General features: G+C 68.7%; 10 protein-coding genes. 3 read left to right on the top strand and 7 right to left on the bottom strand.

What is annotated here, in order from left to right; translation table 11 throughout:
- Nucleotides 1-18: 18 nt before the first annotated feature.
- From FNH24_RS20055 to FNH24_RS20045, 3 genes are all read right to left on the bottom strand, one after another.
- Nucleotides 19-2,028 (bottom strand): elongation factor G, encoded by a 2,010-nt coding sequence (locus tag FNH24_RS20055; RefSeq protein WP_246186980.1) that lies wholly within the window; start codon nucleotides 2,026-2,028, stop codon nucleotides 19-21.
- A 186-nt stretch (nucleotides 2,029-2,214) separates the two neighbouring features.
- The gene (locus tag FNH24_RS20050; RefSeq protein WP_152363959.1) at nucleotides 2,215-3,123 is read right to left on the bottom strand and encodes an aminoglycoside phosphotransferase family protein; all 909 of its coding nucleotides are present in this window, start codon (nucleotides 3,121-3,123) and stop codon (nucleotides 2,215-2,217) included.
- Between the two features lie 854 nt (nucleotides 3,124-3,977).
- Nucleotides 3,978-5,465, bottom strand: a complete 1,488-nt coding sequence (locus FNH24_RS20045; protein WP_152363958.1) for an aldehyde dehydrogenase family protein — start codon at nucleotides 5,463-5,465, stop codon at nucleotides 3,978-3,980.
- A gap of 40 nt (nucleotides 5,466-5,505) precedes the next feature.
- On the opposite strand from FNH24_RS20045, the gene FNH24_RS20040 reads away from it, so the two are divergent.
- Nucleotides 5,506-6,444, top strand: a complete 939-nt coding sequence (locus FNH24_RS20040; RefSeq protein WP_161606225.1) for an AraC family transcriptional regulator — start codon at nucleotides 5,506-5,508, stop codon at nucleotides 6,442-6,444.
- A gap of 17 nt (nucleotides 6,445-6,461) precedes the next feature.
- Complete coding sequence (locus FNH24_RS20035; protein WP_152363956.1) at nucleotides 6,462-7,223, top strand: phytanoyl-CoA dioxygenase family protein; 762 nt, start codon at nucleotides 6,462-6,464, stop codon at nucleotides 7,221-7,223.
- A gap of 22 nt (nucleotides 7,224-7,245) precedes the next feature.
- On the opposite strand, the gene FNH24_RS20030 is transcribed toward FNH24_RS20035, so the two are convergent.
- Genes FNH24_RS20030 through FNH24_RS20015 form a run of 4 tightly spaced genes read right to left on the bottom strand, consistent with a single transcriptional unit; the run spans nucleotide 7,246 to nucleotide 11,677 of the window.
- Nucleotides 7,246-8,349 carry a Gfo/Idh/MocA family protein gene (locus FNH24_RS20030; RefSeq protein WP_152363955.1) on the bottom strand — a complete coding sequence of 368 codons (1,104 nt, stop codon included), beginning with the start codon at nucleotides 8,347-8,349 and terminating at the stop codon, nucleotides 7,246-7,248.
- Between the two features lie 60 nt (nucleotides 8,350-8,409).
- Nucleotides 8,410-9,324 carry a carbohydrate ABC transporter permease gene (locus tag FNH24_RS20025; protein ID WP_217428314.1) on the bottom strand — a complete coding sequence of 305 codons (915 nt, stop codon included), beginning with the start codon at nucleotides 9,322-9,324 and terminating at the stop codon, nucleotides 8,410-8,412.
- Entirely contained in the window at nucleotides 9,321-10,271 is a 951-nt protein-coding gene (locus tag FNH24_RS20020) for a carbohydrate ABC transporter permease (RefSeq protein WP_217428313.1), read from the bottom strand. The genes FNH24_RS20025 and FNH24_RS20020 overlap by 4 nt, the downstream gene beginning before the upstream one ends.
- Nucleotides 10,271-11,677 (bottom strand): ABC transporter substrate-binding protein, encoded by a 1,407-nt coding sequence (locus tag FNH24_RS20015; RefSeq protein ID WP_152363954.1) that lies wholly within the window; start codon nucleotides 11,675-11,677, stop codon nucleotides 10,271-10,273. Before FNH24_RS20015 ends, FNH24_RS20020 begins: the two co-directional genes overlap by 1 nt.
- Before the next feature lie 139 nt (nucleotides 11,678-11,816).
- Here FNH24_RS20015 and FNH24_RS20010 point away from each other — a divergent pair, with 139 nt between their 5' ends.
- Nucleotides 11,817-12,563, top strand: coding sequence for a GntR family transcriptional regulator (locus tag FNH24_RS20010; RefSeq protein ID WP_152363953.1), 747 nt, complete (start codon nucleotides 11,817-11,819; stop codon nucleotides 12,561-12,563).
- Nucleotides 12,564-12,573 lie beyond the last annotated feature (10 nt).

Genomic DNA, 12,573 nt, shown 5'->3' with positions numbered 1-12,573 from the left:
CAGGCTAGTTCGTTGACGTCACGGCTTGACCGCGGCGGCGAGATCACGACCGGTGTTCTCCAGCCCGCGCAGGTATTCCCGGCGGTCGGCCGGATTTCCGTCGGTACGGCTCCGCGCCGGTGCCGGACCGCGAACCGGCCGATAGCCGCGGAACTCCGTCTCGAGCACCCCCTCGCCCCGGGTCAGCCCGGGCAGTCGCTGCTGCAGCTCGTGCACCCGGGCCGCCGGCAGTTCACCGTCGATGATCACGGTGGACCGGCGGACGGTCGAGCCCAGCGGAATGGCTTCGAGCCGGGCGATCGCCGGCAGCACGGTGTCGACCAGATCGTCCGGGACCTCCAGCCGCATCCGGTGGATCGGTTCCGAGACCCGGCTGCCGGCTCGCCGGAGGGCGGCCATCAGCACCAGCGGGGTGAGGTAACGGAAGTCGCCGGCCGTGCTGGACATGCTCTTGTCGAACTTGCCGTGCGAATGGCTCTGCCGTGGGTAGTAGCCGGAGTGGGTCATGATCACCGCGCAGCCCTGCACCTGCCAGCCGTGCAGACCCTGACGCAGGGCGGCGAACACCGTCTCCTCGACGGCGTTGAAGAAGGCCGGCGGCATCGATCCGAGCTCGATCTCGAGCCGGAACGTGTTCACCTCGGTCGGCGCCGGCTCGACCCGGAGGCCGACGGTGGCGAAGAACGGATTGGGGGCGACACCGATCAGTTCGGCGGCGGCGCCGGTGCCGATGGGCCGTTCGATGCAGATGATCGACGTCTCGCTGAAGTTGACGTCGATGCCGTGCTCCTCGGCCAGCGTCGCGCCGATCACCTCCTTCTGGACTTCCCCGAAGAGCGACAGCGACAACTCCCGGCGGACGTCGTCGGAGCGGAGATTGATCAACGGATCCTGCTCGGCCAACTGGGACAGGGCCGCGTACAGGGCACCGCGCTGGGTCGGATCGACCGGGGAGATGATCGTTTCCAGCGTCGGCGGTGCGAAGCGTGCGGCGGCCGGCCGGGTGTCGACGGCGCCGATCGTGTCGCCGATCTTGATCGCACCCAGCCCGCGCAGCCGGCCGATCTGACCGGCGCTGATCATGGTCGATTCGGCTGGGGCGCCGCGGTCGAACACCTCCAGTCCGGTCACCCGGCCCGCGCCGTCGGCCCCGAAGCGGACCCGGTCCCGGACCCGGAGCCGGCCGCCGAACACCCGAACATAGGCGCGTTTCTCGCCTTCCGGGGTCCGTTCGATCTTGAACACCCGAGCCGACAGCGGAGTGGTGTCGGTGACGTCGGTGGGCAGGAATCGCAGCAGGCCCCGGGCCAGCTCGGGCACGCCGGCCCCGGTCACCGCGGATCCGAAGTAGACCGGGCGCAGCTCGCCGCGGCGTACCTGATCAAGGAACCGGGCCTCGATCCGATCGGCCGGCACCGGTTGATCATCGGCGACATAGGCGGCGAGCATCGCGTCGTCGTGTTCGGCCAGGACCTCGAGCAGCCGTTCGATGAACGCCGGCTCGGTCTCTCGGCCGGGCAGCACCGTGGCGGACCGGGTGCCGACCGAATCGACGGACTGGAGCGGCATGATCGCGACCTCCAGCCGCTCGGCCAGTTCGGTCAGCAGCTCGTCGGCGCGGGCCCCGCGGCGATCGATCTTGTTCACGAAGATCACGGTCGGGATGCCGAGCCGGCGCAGCGCGCGATGCAGCACCCGGGTCTGGGCCTGGACGCCCTCCACGGCCGAGACGACCAGCACCGCGCCGTCCAGGACGGCCAGGGCGCGTTCGACCTCGGCGATGAAGTCCGGGTGCCCGGGGGTGTCGATCAGATTGACCGTGACGTCGTCGACCGCGAACGACGCGACGGCCGTCTTGATCGTGATGCCTCGGCGGCGCTCCAGCGCCAACGTGTCGGTCTGGGTGTTGCCGTCGTCCACCCGGCCGGGTTCGTCGATGACCCCGGCTACATAGAGCAGCCGTTCGGTCAGACTGGTCTTACCGGCGTCGACATGCGCGACGATCCCGAGATTGAGTATGCGAGCCAACCCTCATGTCCTTTGAGTGAGTACTGATGTGACTGATGGACATGACAGTCGTCCGCATGGCTCTGCCCTCCTCGGTGATCGCGGTTCTGGGGGAGTAGACCATCCGGACCCACCGCCGCGCAACCGATTTTCTCGCGGCGCTGCAGAAGGGCGCAGACGTCCCAACTCAGTGACGTGGTGGCGTGGTCAGCCGAACTCGCGGTGATCATCGATCACCTCGGTGATCTCCCGCTGGAATTTCGCGGCCTGCTCCGGATCGGAGTCGATCACTCGGGCGAGCACGATCAGCGCCTTCCAGATCGCCCAGCCACGGGCCCGGGCCCAGGTGCCGTGATCTTGGTCGATCCCTTGCCGGAAGACACGCCGACCCGCGCCGGACAGGAAGGTCCACGCGATCACCAGATCGCAGGCCGGATCACCGACACCGCAGGTGCCGAAGTCGATCACGGCCGCCAGCCGGCCGTCGCGGACGAGCAGGTTGCCGACGGAGACGTCGCCGTGGAACCAGACCGCCGGCCCGCTCGCCGGCGCGGCCAGCGCCGCCTCCCAGACCCGCTCCGCGGCCTCGGTGTCGACCCGACCGCGCAGCATGCGCAGCGCCTCACGGGTCTCGTCGTCGTAGTGGACCGGCGGCGCGCCGCGATGGGCGCAGTGATCACCGGCCGCAGGCCCGTCGGTCGGGTCGATCGCCTGCAGCGCGAGCAGGAACCGCGCGAGATCATCGGCGAACGGGGCCTGGTCACGGACCGTCGCCGGGCTCGCGGTTTCCCCGTCCAACCAGCGCCGGACCGACCAGTGATGCGGATAGTCCTCAGTCGGCCGGCCCAGCCCGACCGGCTCCGGAATGGGCACCGGCAGCCCGGAAGCCAGCCGGGGCAACCAGCGATCCTCCTTCTCCACCGCGGCCGCGTACCCGGCCGCCGACGGGATCCGAATCGACTTGTCATCGCCGAGCCGGAAGGTCCGGTTGTCCCAGCCGTCGAACTCGACCGGGGTCACCGGAAGATCGGCCCACTGAGGAAACTGCGCCTTGATCAAGCGTCGGGCCAACTCGGTGTCGATCCCGCCCCGGCCGTCCGCGAATCTGGTCACCACCCTCAGATCCCATCAACGCCATGCAACCAGAGCAAGACATTTACGGTTGCAGCGCCCGGAACTCGTCCTGGAACCGTTGGGCCGGCGATGCGGAGGTTCGAGTTTCGTTGCCTCTGATGATCTTGGAGCTGTGGTGTTGCATCCCTGTTCGGGCTGGTGAGAGCTGCCGCTTGTTTCGTTCCCTGAGCTTGTCGAAGGGCAAGGTAGGCCGGTGCGCCTCCCTCGCGGTTCGGCCTAACGGCCGGAAAGACGCGCCAAGGACGGAGGGGTTGGAGCGGTCGGCGGAATCGCGGCCGGCCACCGGTTCGGCGCTGGGATCGGAGGCACTCCTTTGAGTGGTCACTTTGGGCGCGGATCTTCGCCTGGGAGCCGCCCAAACTGTCCACTCGACGCAAGCCGGCGGCGATCTCGGTTGCGTATCGGCGGCCGACTGCGCCGAGGTCGGCCACGCACCTCGCCGGCTCAACGCCCGCAGCAGAACGCGAGCGGGCGGACCGGAGCCGAGCGGCACCCGAACCTGCCCCTCTTGGCGCCAAGAAAGTCCCCGAAGGCTCAACCGGCAGCCATGATCGTTCCCTGAGCCTGTCGAAGGGCAAACCAGACCAGACCCCTCCTGGGCATTTCGGGCTGTCGGCCGGAAAGACGCGCCAAGGACGGACGGGTTGGAGCGGTCGGCGGAATCGCGGCCGACCACCGAGATCCGCGCCGCCGTGCGTCGAGTGGTCACTTTGGGTGCGAATGCTCGGCTGGGAGCTGACCAAACCGTCCACTCGACGCACGGCGGCGCGGATCTCGGCTGAGCCGATCTCCTGAGCCTCAGCGAGGGCGCTGGCCGGCCCGATGGTGCCCAATGATCATGATCCGAACAGGTGCTGGGGGCGCGGGTCGAGGTTGTGCCAGACGTGCTTGAGCTCGACGTACTCGTCCAACCCTGCCGGTCCGAGTTCCCGGCCGATGCCGGACTGTTTGAACCCGCCCCACTCGGCCCCCGGCAGGTACGGGTGGTAGTCGTTGATCCACACGGTGCCCAGCCGGAGGCGGCTCGCCAGCCGCTGCGCCCGGGCGTCGTCGGAGGTCCACACGGCTCCGGCCAGGCCGTAAATCGAATCGTTGGCCGCGGCGATCGCGGCCTCCTCGCGATCATGGTCCGACGTTCCACCGAACGTCTCGACCGTGATCACCGGGCCGAAGGATTCCTCGCGGACCACGGTCATGCCCGCTCGACACCGGTCGAGCACGGTCGGCCGGTAGTAGAAGCCGGCCGCCAGCTCCGGGTCCTTCGGCCGGACGCCGCCGCAACGCAGGCCGGCGCCCTCGGCCAGCCCCGCCGCGACATAGGCCTCGACCCGTTCGCGGTGGGCCGAAGAGATCAGCGGGCCGGCCTGAGCCTCCGGATCGAACGGACCGCCGAGCCTGATCCGCTCGGCCCGTTCGACCAGCCGGTCGGTGAACTCCGCGGCGATCGATTCCTCGAGCAGCAACCGGGTGCCGGCCGAGCACACCTGCCCGGAGTGCAGAAAGGCCGCGGTCAGGGCGAAGTCGAGGGCGGTGTCCAGGTCGGCGTCGGCGAAGATGATGTTGGGATTCTTGCCGCCGAGCTCGAGCGCGATCCGTTTCACCGTGCCGGACGCGAGCGCCATCACCCGACGCCCGGTGATCGATCCGCCGGTGAAGCTGATCAGATCGACGTCGGGATGTTCGGCCAGTACGGCGCCGGTGTTCGGGCCGGCGCCGAGGACGAGGTTGGCCACGCCGTCCGGCACACCGGCCTCGGCCAGGGTGCGCATCAGCAGCACGGCGGTCGAGGGAGTCAGCTCGCTGGGCTTGAGGACGATGGTGTTGCCCGCGGCCAGACAGGGCGCGACCTTCCACGAGGCCTGCAACAGCGGATAGTTCCACGGCGTGATCAAGCCGCAGACGCCCACCGGCTCCCGGACCACGCGGCTGATCACGCCGGTGCCGCCGGCGTCGACCCGGCGATCACCGTCGTCCACCCCGACGGCGGCGTAGTGCCGGAACACGGCGATCACGTCGTCCAGGTCCTGCTGGCTCTCGACCAGCCGCTTGCCGGTGTCCAGACTCTCCGCCCTCGCGTACCGATCATGATCACGCGCGAGCAACTCAGCCGTACGGGACAGCACGGCGCACCGGTCGGCCGCCGATCGACGACTCCATCGGCCGTCGTCGAAGGCCCGGCGGGCCGCACCGATGGCCGCCACGGTGTCCGGTGGCTCGGCCTCCGAGACGGTCGTCACCGGGGTTTCGTCGGCGGGGCAGCGGATGGTCCTGAAGCCGGACCGGCGGGCGTCGCGCCAGGTCCCGTCGATGAACAGTTCAGGCACGTTCGGGCTCCTGGTGTGGTGGGCGTGCCAAGCTGGGCCGGTGTCCGAGCTGCGGCTGCCCGCCGAGTCCGACTGGATCCATCAGGCCCATGTCGACCTCGAGAGTCTGTGGGATCGCGCCGTGTTCCGGCTGCACGAGGCGTACGACGTCCGGGTGCGACCCGGCTGGCGGCTCGAACTCCATGATCAGCCGTGGGCCGAGATCTGGCTGATCCGCCGCGGCCATTGCACCCTGCGGCTGGGCGAGGAGGAGGCCGTCGTCGGCCCCGGACAGCTCGCGGTGCTCCGCCCCGGTCGCCTCCGGAGCTCGGCCAACGAGGCGGACGAGGAACTGGCGCTGATCGGCTTCGGCTGCAGCCTGCGGCTGTCGGGGGTGGTCGATCTGCTGACCGAACTCGAACTGCCGCTGGTCGTCGACACTCCGGCTGCGGAAACGGCCGACCTCGTCCGCGAGGTGGTCCGGGCCGCCCGCGGCCAGGGCGTCGACCGGTTCCTCCGGGCTCGGGCCCGCGCCCAGCTGGCGCTGGCGGCGGTCATCGCCGAGGCCGGCCTCGACCTGACCGAGGGCGTCCAGGACCCGGTGGCGGGCCGGGTGCCACGGTCGTTGCTGTTGCGGCCCGAGGTTCGCGCCGTGCTGGATACCATCGCGGCCCGATTCGCCGAGCCGCTCGACCTCGGCCGGTTGGCCGCGCCGTCGCATCTGTCGCCCAAGCACGCGGCCCGGGTCTTCCGGGAGACGCTGGGCATCACGCCGATGGCGTATCTGCGGCGCTACCGGCTGCTGCGGGCCGCCGAATTGTTGATCACGACCGGCCGGCCGGTCACCCGGATCGCCCACGACTGCGGCTTCACCGACTCGGCCCACTTCGCCCGGGCGTTCCGGGACCAGTTCGGGGTCACGGCGCGGCAGTTCCGTGATCATGGACGCTCCTTCCGGTCAACTGATCCGTCCTCCGGGACAAGCTCGGCCGACGCCTGACTCCTAGATTCAGGGCCATGAACATTTCCGCAACTGACCTCAGGCTCAGCGAGGAGCAACTCGCCGCCTTCCACCGGGACGGCTTCCTGCATCTGCCGGCCCTGACCACGCCGGAGGAGGTGGCCTCGCTGCGCACGGTCTACGACCAGTTGTTCGCGCGGGGGAGTGCCGCCTTCGCCGACGGTGATCATCTCGAGCTGGGCAAGGTGGACGAGTCCGGCCAGGAGACGCTGCCGCAGATCCTCAACCCGGAGAAGTACGCGCCGGAGCTGGTCGACATCCAGGCCCGGGTGAACGCGCTGGCTGTGGCCCGGCAACTGCTCGGCGACGAGGCCATGCCGGCCGGTGATCATGCGATCAGCAAGCCGCCGGCCCACGGCGCGCCGACGCCGTGGCACCAGGACGAGGCCTATTGGAGCCCGGCCTACGATCACACCGCGATCAGCGTCTGGATGCCGCTGCAGGAGGCGACGATGCAGAACGGCTGCATGCAGTTCGTCCCCGGCAGCCACCGGTCCGGCGTGGTGCCGCACGAGCTGGTCGATCCCGACGCGCACGCCCTGCAGGTTGCCGATCCGATCACCGACGACGTCGAGCGAGTGGCCGTGCCGCTGCCGGCCGGCGGGTGCACGATCCATCACTGCCGGACCCTGCACTACGCCGGCGCCAACACCTCCGACGGAACCCGGCGGGCCTACATCATGGGCTTCCTCATCCCGGCGACCCCGCGGGACCGGCCGCACCACTACCCGTGGCAGCGACCGGAGTGGGGCAACTGAGCCGGCCCTCCCGGACGACCGGTCAGTGACTCGGATCGTGGACCAGATGCGCATCGGCCGCTTCGGTCCCGGTGTCGAACGTGGGCGGGGTGAAGGTGCTGTCGATCGTCAGGGTGCGCCCCTCCCGGGCCGACTCGATCGCCTTGATCATGATCTCCAGCACGTGATAGGCGTGCTCCGGTCGGATCAGCGGTTCCCGATCATGGCGGATGCAGTCGACCAGGTGCCGCAGGCCGTCGGTCCAGGGCCAGTGCGGATCCTGATCACGGTGGATCTCCCAGGCACCATGATCATTGCGCCAGAGCTCGTACCCCTCGGGGGCCCAGTCGTCGCCCATCATCTGGATCGTCCCGGTGCCGCCGTACAGCTCGACGGCCGGTCCCCGGTAGGCCTGCATGGAGAAGCCGGTGGTCACCGTGCCGAAGCGGGCGTCGCCGAAGTCGACGGTGATCTGGAAGTTGTCCTCGACCTCGACCCGCATCAGCTCGCCGTCGACCTTGCGCTCGGGGATCGCGGTGCCGGCCATCGCGGTCACCCGGCGGGCCGGACCGATCAGCCCGGTCAGCGTGGTCAGGTTGTAGACCCCGAGATCGAACAGCGGGCCGCCACCGGACTGGTAGAACCACTGACCCCACCACGGGCCCGACCAGCCGTAGCGGGCCCGGGCCAGGTGGATCGGGCCGATGTCGCCGCGTTGGATGTGCCGCCAGATCGCCTGGTAGGTCGGGCTCAGCACGACGTGCGGGGCGCAGACCAGATGGCCCGGGCTGCGAGCGGCCAGGGCGAGCAGGTCCTGCGCCTCCGGAAGGGTGACGGCCATCGGCTTCTCGACCAGGACGTGCTTGCCGGCCTCCAGCGCGGCGCGGGTGATCGGCCCGTGTTCGGGCATCGACGTCAGCACCAGCACCGCGTCGACGTCGTCGGCGTTGATCACCTCGGTGTAGTCGGTGGTGAAGCGTTCGATGCCGAGCTCGGAGCGGACGAACGCGGCCCGGTCCGGCTTCACGTCACAGGCCGCGACCAGCTCGACCTCGCCCCGCTCGCGCAGCCGGCGGGCCAGATTCGTGTACGGGCCGGACATCACGCTGCCGCAGCCGACGAACGCGATTCTCACCGGACGGTCCATGGTGTGCTCACTTTCTGGTCGAGGTTGGGTGAAGATTTGATCTTGGAACGAATCGAGCGGTCAGCCCTGGATCCCGCTCAGGGAGATGCCGCGCAGGAAGTAGCGCTGAGTGAAGGCGAACAACACGATCAACGGCAGCGTGACGAGCACCGACGCCGCCATCAACAGCCCCCACTCGGTGCTGCGCTGGGACTGGAAGGCGAACAATCCCATGCTCAGCGGATAGAGATCGGGATTGGACAGATACACGAGCGGACCGAAGAAGTCGTTCCAGGTGCCGAGCCAGCTGAACACGGCCACGACGGCGAGGGCCGGCTTCACCAGCGGCAACATGATCTGCCAGAAGATCCGGAACTCACCGGCCCCGTCCACGCGCGCCGCATCGGCAAGTTCCTTGGGCACGGTCAGGAAGAACTGGCGCATCAGGAAGATGAAGAACGCGCTGCCGAGGAACTGCGGCGCGATCAGTGGGGCCCAGGTGCCGATCATGCCCAGCGTCTTGAACAGCACGTAGGTCGGGATGAAGATGATCAAGCTCGGGATCATCATCGTCGCCATGGTCACGGCGAAGAGCAGGTTCCGGCCGGGGAACCGCATCCGGGCGAAGCCGTAGCCGACCAGCGCGGAGGACAGCACCGTGCCGATGGTCACCGCGCCGGCGTAGAAGACGCTGTTGGCCAGCATCTGCAGGAACGGGAAACCGGGATGGTTCAGCACGCCGGGCACATTGCCCCAGTTGACCGGGTCGGGGAACCACTGCAGGTCCGGGCTGAGGATCTGGGTGTTCGTCTTCAGCGCGGAGACGACCATCCAGTAGAAGGGCAGGAAGAACAGCAGCGACGTGGCGATCAGCACCAGGTGCCGGCCGGCGCCGGTGATCACCCGCCGGCCGGTGTGCCGTTCCCGGGCGGGCGGCCGCGGGGCGTCGTCCGGTGGCCGGGTCATTTCGGCGGGCAGCCGTAGGTCGGAGGTCATCGTTCTCCTTCCCCCGCGTAGAAGATCCAGCGGCGGGAGATGACGAAGATCAGCGCCGTCAGCGCCGCGAGGGCGAGGAACAGCACGACCGACAGCGCCGACGCGTAGCCCATGTCGAAGTAGCGGAAGGCGCTGCGATAGATCAACACCACGAACATCAGGGTCGAGTCGAGCGGGCCGCCCTCGGTGCCGCCGGCGATGAAGGCCGACGTGAACACCTGGAACGATCCGATCACGCCCATCACCAGATTGAACAAGATCACCGGGCTGAGCAGCGGGATGGTCACGTAGCGGAACCGCGCCAGGGTGCCGGCACCGTCCAGATGCGCCGCCTCGATCAGCGACTGCGGGATGTCCTTCAGCCCGGCGAGGAAGATCAGCGCCGAGGCGCCCAGCCCCCACAGCCCCATGATGATCAAGGTCGGCTTCGACCAGGCCGGGTCACTCAGCCAGCCCGGCGTGGGCAGCCCGACGGTCCGCAGCACCTCGTTCACCAGCCCGTTGGCCGGGCTGAACATCAGCATGAAGACGATCACTCCGACGACGGGCGGCGCCAGCGTCGGCAGGTAGAAGATCGTCCGGTAGATGCCGATGCCCTTGGCGCCCAGATTGAGCAGCAGCGCCAGCCCGAGCGAGGCCGCCAGCCCGACCGGCACCGAGACCAGGGCATAGATGGCGCTGTTCTGCACGGCCACCCAGACGGCCGGATCCGCCAGCATTGTCTCGTAGTTCTGGAATCCGGACCATTCCGGCGGCTGGATCACGTTGTACTCGGTGAACGAGAAATACATCGAGGCCAGGATCGGGTACGCGGTGAACACGATCAGGCTGATGATCCAGGGCCCGGTGAACAGGAATCCGGCCACCGCTTCCCGCCGCCGCATGGCCCCGGGTCGTCGCTGCGAAAGCACCGCCGGCCGCTCTGGTCGGGCCGTGGCCAACGCCATCAGCGCACCTTGTCCAGCTCGGCCTGGCAGTTCTTCTGCGCCTCCGCGAGCTCCTCGGCGGGCTTGCCGGTCTTGGTGGAGATCCGTTCGATCGCCCGGGTCAGCTGATCGGAGGCATAGGTGTGGACGGGGGACTCCCACATCGGCACCGCGATCTCGAGCTGCTTGCGGAAGAACGCGACGGCGTCCTTGGCGTAGTCGGCACCGCGGCGCTCGACCAGGGCCTTCGGCACCACAGCCGGATCGATCTTGGCGTTGGTGGGCAGATCGGGGAAGACCTCGAACTGAGCCTGGGCACCCGCGACGGACAGGAAGTCGAGATAGCCGAACGCGGCCTCGATGTTGTTCGCGGCCTGGGGGATCGCGAGCCAGTTGGGCCAGTAGCCGGACACCGTGTTGGTGCCGCTCGGCCCGACCGGGAAGTCGGCGACCTCCCAGTTCTTGAACTTGGCCTCGACGTTGTAGAACGAGCCCATCATCCAGGTGCCGTCGTCGATCATGGCGAGCCGCTGTTGCTGGAAGATCGGCGGAGCGTCCCCGAGCGAGGCCCAGGACTCGTTCACCTGGTTGATGTCGCCGTGGTATTCCGTGTCCAGCCAGGACATGAAGAACTCGAACAGCTCGATGTTCTGCGGCGAGTCGATCTCGTACCGGCGGTTGGCGGCGTCGTAGATCCGGCCACCGTTCAGTCCGCTCCAGATCGGCAGCCGGACCGCGTCGAACGGGATCAGGAACCCGGCCTGCTCGAGAACGTCACCCTTCCAGCGGGTGAATTCCTTCGACAGGTCCCGCAACTCGACCATCGTCTTGGGGAAGCTGGCCCGATCCGAGGGGATTCCCTTCTCCTCGAACCATTCCTGGTTGTAGAAGATCGCGTACGAGCCGGCGGTGAACGGCAGTCCGTACGTCTTGTCCTCGAACCGGCAACTCGCCAGCACCGAGGCCGGCCACTGGTCCTGGGCCGAGTTCTGCGAGGAGGCCATCATCTCGTCCATCGCGACCAGCGCCCCGCGGGCGCCGAAGGACACCGGCGGATCCCAGATAATGGTGGCGCTCGGGGGATTACCGCCGGCGATCCGGGCCAGCAGCACCTCGTTGAAGTTCTGGTTGCCGGTGAGCCGAGTGACCTCGACCGTCGTGCCGGCGTGGGCCGCGGCGTAGTCCTGACCGAGCTTCTGATGCAGCTCCAGGTAGCCGTCCTCACCACCCGGCAGCCAGAACGTCAGCGCCGCGGGGCCGCCGCCGTCACCGCCGCCACCGCCGTTGTTGCCGGAACAGCCACCGAGCAGCGCCGATCCGAGACCGGCGGCGCCGAGGGTGCCGGCGAGTCCGAGCATCGTCCGCCGGTTGAACGGCGGGGCGGCCCCGAGACGCGGACCAGGCGCAGCCAGGGGATTGCGGGTCATCTTCGGCTCCTTCGGCGACAGGCGATCCGTACGGTTCGAACCCTACCAGTTTCATACCACACTGGACTATGCCTGGATCAGGTCTGAATCGCGGTGCGGCGGACTGGACGTGTCGCATCGGACCAGTAACATCCCAGTCATGGACGTCGACACGCCGACCTCTCGCGCGGTCTATCAGGCCCGCGAGCAGGTCCGCCAGCTCGTACACCGCGGGGTCTACGCCCCGGGCACCAGGCTGCCCGGGGAACGCGAACTCGCGGCGACGACGAGGGTCAGTCGCTCGACGCTGCGGTTGGCCCTGGAGCATCTCGAGGACGAGGGCGTGCTCGACCGGCAGCCGCAGCGGGGCTGGTTCGTCACCCGGCGAGCGCTGATCGGGGACCGGTCGAGCTCGCTGCAGAGCTTCTCCGACATCGTCCGCCGCAAGGGCTTCACCCCGACGGCCGTCGTGCTCAGCCACGAAGTGCGCGGCGCCAGCATGGAAGAGGCCAGCCGGCTGGAGATCGCGCCGGCCAGCACGGTGATCGACCTGCGCCGGCTGCGCGGGATGGACGGCAACCCGATCTGCATCGACCGATCGCTGCTGATCGAGGCCCGGACACCGCAATTGGCCGGGGCCGATCTCGCCGACAGTTCTCTCTACGAGACCCTCGAGCACGAGTGCGGGATCGTGATCGGCCGGGCGTCCTGCGAGCTGCAGGCGGCCGCGGCCGACGCCGAGGTGGCCGGGCTGCTGCGGATCGCCGTCGGCGCTCCGGTGCTGCACTACCGCGACGTCAGCCGGGATCAGAACGAGGAGATCGTGATGAGCTCCGAGCTGCACTACCGCGGCGACGCGTACCGCTTCGAATCCGATCTCTACCGGCGCGTGCCGAGCGAGCTGTGATCAACAACTG

Origin of the sequence: Microlunatus speluncae (assembly GCF_009299835.1) — a bacterium.
GTDB lineage: Bacteria > Actinomycetota > Actinomycetes > Propionibacteriales > Propionibacteriaceae > Microlunatus > Microlunatus speluncae.
This window is presented reverse-complemented; position numbering and strand designations above follow the sequence as displayed.

What these genes read in the sequence shown, in the direction of transcription:
- FNH24_RS20015 (WP_152363954.1), bottom strand. Translation starts at nt 11,677, where the DNA reads ATGACCCGCAATCCCCTGGCTGCGCCTGGTCCGCGTCTCGGGGCCGCC.
- FNH24_RS20030 (WP_152363955.1), bottom strand. Translation starts at nt 8,349, where the DNA reads ATGGACCGTCCGGTGAGAATCGCGTTCGTCGGCTGCGGCAGCGTGATG.
- FNH24_RS20025 (WP_217428314.1), bottom strand. Translation starts at nt 9,324, where the DNA reads ATGACCTCCGACCTACGGCTGCCCGCCGAAATGACCCGGCCACCGGAC.
- FNH24_RS20010 (WP_152363953.1), top strand. Translation starts at nt 11,817, where the DNA reads ATGGACGTCGACACGCCGACCTCTCGCGCGGTCTATCAGGCCCGCGAG.
- FNH24_RS20020 (WP_217428313.1), bottom strand. Translation starts at nt 10,271, where the DNA reads ATGGCGTTGGCCACGGCCCGACCAGAGCGGCCGGCGGTGCTTTCGCAG.
- FNH24_RS20035 (WP_152363956.1), top strand. Translation starts at nt 6,462, where the DNA reads ATGAACATTTCCGCAACTGACCTCAGGCTCAGCGAGGAGCAACTCGCC.